5 protein-coding genes are annotated in these 4,573 nt (G+C 62.7%); 1 reads left to right on the top strand and 4 read right to left on the bottom strand.

Features of this window, described 5'->3' with window-relative positions; translation table 11 throughout:
• Both AHiyo1_RS24745 and AHiyo1_RS12285 read right to left on the bottom strand, forming a co-directional pair.
• A partial coding sequence (locus AHiyo1_RS24745) for a hypothetical protein (protein ID WP_216363194.1) occupies nt 1-265 on the bottom strand: 265 nt, incomplete at its 3' end.
• 62 nt (nt 266-327) lie between these two features.
• Nucleotides 328-1,482 carry a hypothetical protein gene (locus tag AHiyo1_RS12285; RefSeq protein ID WP_216363193.1) on the bottom strand — a complete coding sequence of 385 codons (1,155 nt, stop codon included), beginning with the start codon at nt 1,480-1,482 and terminating at the stop codon, nt 328-330.
• 177 nt (nt 1,483-1,659) lie between these two features.
• On the opposite strand from AHiyo1_RS12285, the gene AHiyo1_RS12280 reads away from it, so the two are divergent.
• Nucleotides 1,660-2,601: an NAD-dependent epimerase/dehydratase family protein gene (locus AHiyo1_RS12280; protein ID WP_059388756.1), complete on the top strand. Its 942-nt coding sequence runs from the start codon at nt 1,660-1,662 to the stop codon at nt 2,599-2,601.
• On the opposite strand, the gene AHiyo1_RS12275 is transcribed toward AHiyo1_RS12280, so the two are convergent.
• Nucleotides 2,602-3,306, bottom strand: a complete 705-nt coding sequence (locus tag AHiyo1_RS12275) for an alpha/beta fold hydrolase (protein WP_059388755.1) — start codon at nt 3,304-3,306, stop codon at nt 2,602-2,604.
• A 74-nt stretch (nt 3,307-3,380) separates the two neighbouring features.
• Nucleotides 3,381-4,573: FAD-dependent monooxygenase (locus tag AHiyo1_RS12270; RefSeq protein WP_172465585.1), on the bottom strand; the 1,193-nt coding region annotated here is incomplete at its 5' end.

Here is a 4,573-nt window from a genome sequence, read left to right as displayed (position 1 = left end):
TGAGTTGTTCGACAACGGCGAGCTGCTTTTCGCGGTTCAGCGCGCCCGCGTTCGTGAGCACCTGGACGCGCACGTAATTGCTGTCGCCGTCGACATTCGACAGATCCCCCGCCGGGAGTTCGTGGATGAATGCCGCCGTATTCTTGCGGAACATCGGGATATCCGGCACCTGCTCCACACGCATCACCGTCGACGCCAGGTCAATCGCGAGCTGGTGTTTGTCTGCGAAAGTCCCTGCGGTGGCGTACACGTCGATCATGGGCATGATGCTTCTCCTCTTCGATGCAGTTCAACCGTCATGTGCGTTGCCATCCTTGCACCTTGCTGTCACCGTGTCTTCCTCTGGGCAATCATTTGCGGATCGTCCGGCTTGACGTCCTTGGAAGTGCGGTTCTTCGGCCTGTGCGGCATGACCGGTTCGGATGCGAAGCGTCGTGGGCCGCTCCACATTGATGGCGGGGCATCGATCGCGTAGGCAAGGGCGTATGCGACCCTTTCGTAGTTGACGCGCCAGCCCCTGAAATGTGGCCATGCTTGCTCCGCCGTCACCTCAATCGGGTAATCGACAGTCCTCAGGAGTTCCACGGCCGCTTGAAAATCTTCAAAGGTCACATCTAGTTCGGAATCGGGATCGGGGTCTTCCTCGACCGGGATACGAATGGCCCGGGCCACTTGGTTCAGGCAGGTGAATCCCATCCGAATGACCAGCCGAGCCCGGGTGCTCGGGGCGGACCCCGGACTCAGGGAAAGCTGCAACGCGGCCGCGTCCATGACGCTGAGGAGGGAGTTAAGCCAGTTCGATTGCGGTGAAGGCGAACGGAACCATACCAGCGTCAGGTAGGTGCTGTGTGATTCGGCGACATCCGCGGCCCATCGCTCCCACCTTTGGTAAAGCTCGCTGAGCTCGCTGGTGCTGGTTTGGGCGGCCATCCCAAACCGTGTGCGCACCAGAAGCTCGGGTCCCCATGAGGGTGAGCCTGCCCTCGATACGAGGAGCGTTACTTCCGCCTCCCGCCTGTTGAACGCCGCATAGAGCGTTGGCAGATAACCGATCTGCAGAGCGATCACGATCAACCCGGTATAGGCGGCGACGTAAACCAACACGGTGTTGCCGACATTCGATGGAGCAGCGTAGCCAAGCGTGAACATCGCGGAGCCAGCCTCGCTTGCGGCTTGCCAGAGGTCACCGTCGACGAAGGGAAGAAGCAGGAGACTGAACGACAAGTCGAACACGATCACCCAAACCAGCAGGCGGACGAACAGCGCCATGGGGGACTGCCAGGCAAGGATCCGATCACGTACTTCGTACGAGGAGACGGGCTTAGTGATGACAAAGAAGATTTTCGCAGTGACCAAATGGGTCATCCGTGAAAGGTTGCTGTGCAGCGGACGTGGCACGATCAGCGTTCCGATCACGCTCATCCAGTTCAGGAGCAACGCAAGCAACCCGACTGAAAAACATGCCCACACGAATACAGTCAATGTGCTCTTTCGACATTGTTAGACACCAATTCAGCTATTGACCACCGGTAGGTACAAAGCTGATGAGGCTCGTATCATTCATTCCACCCTCGGATCTTGTCAAGGGTAAGCGGCTGCGCCGTACTTCGGTGCGACGTCACCAGCAAAGCATCGCCGGAGAGTTAGGGAGTAACCATCGTGGCACGCCATCTTATCCTCGGCGCCGGACTCGTAGGCGGGACGCTCGCGAGGCAGCTCTCCGCCCGTGGAGACCAGGTAACTCTCGGCACGCGCAGCGGCACTACGGTCCCCGGGGCGACTCCCGTGAAACTGGACGCGAGCAACCCGGCCGACGTGACACGGGCTGCGCGTGGAGCCGACACGATCTTCGTTTGCACCAATCCGCCCTACACCAATTGGGCAGCCGATTGGCCTCCGATCTTCGACGCCGTGATCAAGTCGGCCCGTGACTCCGGGGCCGGTCTTGTGCTCATGGGCAACCTCTATGCGTACGGCCCGCCGGACGGTCCGATGACCGAGCATTCACAGCTCGCCACCACCGAGAAGAAGGGCCTTGTGCGCAAAGCGGGTTGGGAGAAAGTCCTTGCCGCGCACGAACGCGGTGACATCCGGGCCGTGGAGGTTCGGGCGAGCGACTACTTCGGTCCTGGGGCGGCGGGGATGTCGACGCATCTTGGCGGCGGCTTTTTTCAACCACTCCTGGCCTCCAAAACGGCGCGTGTCGTGGGGGACCCCGCACTGGAGCACAGTTGGAGCTTCCTGCCCGATATCGCCGCGACACTTATCGCGGCCGCAGACCACACGGGCGAATGGGGACGGGCCTGGCATGTGCCGAGTGCATCCGTCCCGCGCTCGGAAATCGCGCGGCAGGTGAATGAGCGTTGGGGCGTGAATGGCCGGGTGGCCCCGATCCCGCAGTGGTCACTTAAAGCCCTCGGCACCGTCATTCCGATCATGCGCGAGATCTCAGCTTCCAGCTACCAATTCACGATGCCCTTCGTGATCGACTCCGAGGAGACGCGGAAGATGCTGGGTGTTAAGGCAACATCGTGGGACCAAGCACTGGAGGTCACTGTGGACAGCTACCGTAAGCCCGAAACGAGCCATTCGGTGCGGTGACTAACCCCTCCGCTCAACCGCCGCAAGAATGGCCTCGCCGAGTTCATGCGGCTTCGTGAACTGGGGCCAGTGTCCGGTGGGCAGATCCATGAATTCCACGTCGTTGATGCGCGCGAGCTCGGCCACGAAGGGGTGGCCGGATTCGATCCACTCGCCGAGCAGGCTGGAGGGGAACTCGCACGCGATGATGGTGGCCGGGACGTCGTAGCGGCGCACATCGTGCAAGCGCTGCTTATCTGTGGTCACGTTCTTTGGCTCCGGGATGGCGCGTGCCCGGAACGCGGCCCGCAGCTCCTCGTTGAGGTCCACGAGGTCCTCGTTTTCGAAAAGCTCCCACGGTGGCAAGGGCACGGCATCGCCCTCGACAGGCAGTTCGTCGTTGATGACGCCGCCCTCGCCAAGCGGTCCGCTGTCCACGTAGACCGCCCGGACACCCGGTCCGGGCGGGGCGTCGACGGCGCCGTGGATGATGGCACCTCCACCGGAGTTGCCGACCAGTACAACAGGACTGCCAACGGCGTCGACGGCTGCCACTACTGCCTCGATGTGATCCCTGAGGCCGATACCGGACCTCGGGGCGTCAATTGCCTCCAGCCCAGGCAGCGTGAGCGGGTGGACCGTGTGGCCCGCAGCAACGAGCGGCGGCGTGACCTCCGACCACGAAGAAGCGTCCAACCAGAATCCGGGAACCATGATGATGTCCATGCCGGTACCCTACGACGGGCCACCGACAGAATGAACCCTTGCGTTGGTCCCGCACGCCGGAACGCGCCAACAGCTCAGACCGCTGCGGTCCGTCCCGATCGAAGGAGGGGCGCGAAGAACGCGGCGAGTTCCGCCGTCGCGGTCAAGGGCAAGACGTTCGCCACGTACTGGTCCGGCCGCACCACCACCACGACGCCGCCGCGGTCAAGGCCGCGCAACTCGAAGATGTCTGCCGAAGGATCGGTGCCGTAGACGTTCTCAAGGTAGGTGAGCTTGAACGGTCCGACCTCCGGCTTGAATGCTTCCGGCACCGCTCCGATGTCGACGCTCGTGTGCTCCTGCTGATAGATCACCTTCACGTCGAACCACGCGTCCCGGTCAGCGCCCGACGGCGTTGCGGCCAGCGGCGAGTCCGGCGAGTTCGCGATCCACTCGCCAAAGTCCGCGACGGGCGACGATCCTCTCTGTGCCGTTCCGGCTTCGCTTGCGTCCGCGAACACGTAGATGCGCCACCGTCCGTCAGCCTTGGCCTGGTGGCCGAGCTGCAGCGGGTTGGTATCGCAGACGCGCACCACGGGCGCGGACTTGAAACGCTTACCGATGGTGAATCCCGTGGCCAGGCCTTGATGTGTTGGCTCGGCGATCAGCGGCGAGGGAGCGTAATGGGTCATGAAGCCGGCAGGGAACTCTGCGGTGCTCACGTAGAAGTTCTCCAGCTCGGTGGGGTCCTCAAATTCCTCGGGCTTCTTCGCCATGAGCGTGGACCACTCTTTGTCGAAGTCGATGAGGTTCTTGGCAATGACTTGGCGCTCGGCGGAGTACGTGGAGAGGAGGCTCTCCGGGCTGCGGCCTTCGAGTACGTGTCCGAGCTTCCATGCCAGGTTGAAGCCGTCCTGCATGGAGACGTTCATTCCCTGTCCGGCCTTCGCGCTGTGGGTGTGGCATGCGTCGCCGGCAATGAACACGCGCGGTGTGCGCGTGCCGCGCTGGTCCGGCAGGACGTCGTCGAACCTGTCCGTGAGGCGGTGGCCCACTTCGTACACGCTGTGCCAGGCGACGTTACGCACATCGAGCGTGTAGGGATGGAGGATGTCGTTGGCCTTGGAGATGATCTCCTCGATGGTGGTGTTCCGCACGGAGCGGTTGTCGTTCCGATCCACCTCGCCAAGGTCGACGTACATGCGGAAGAGATGGCCGCCTTCGCGCGGGATCAGGAGGATGCTGCCGCCCGTGCCGGACTGGATGGCGCACTTCGTGCGGATGTCGG

Source organism: Arthrobacter sp. Hiyo1 (genome assembly GCF_001263615.2).
Classification (GTDB): Bacteria; Actinomycetota; Actinomycetes; order Actinomycetales; family Micrococcaceae; genus Arthrobacter.
The sequence above is the reverse complement of the archived record's forward strand: the minus strand, read 5'-3'. Positions and strand labels throughout refer to the sequence as shown.

Coding starts and splice junctions, on each gene's coding strand:
- AHiyo1_RS12275 (WP_059388755.1), bottom strand. CDS start 3,306: ATGGACATCATCATGGTTCCCGGATTCTGGTTGGACGCTTCTTCGTGG.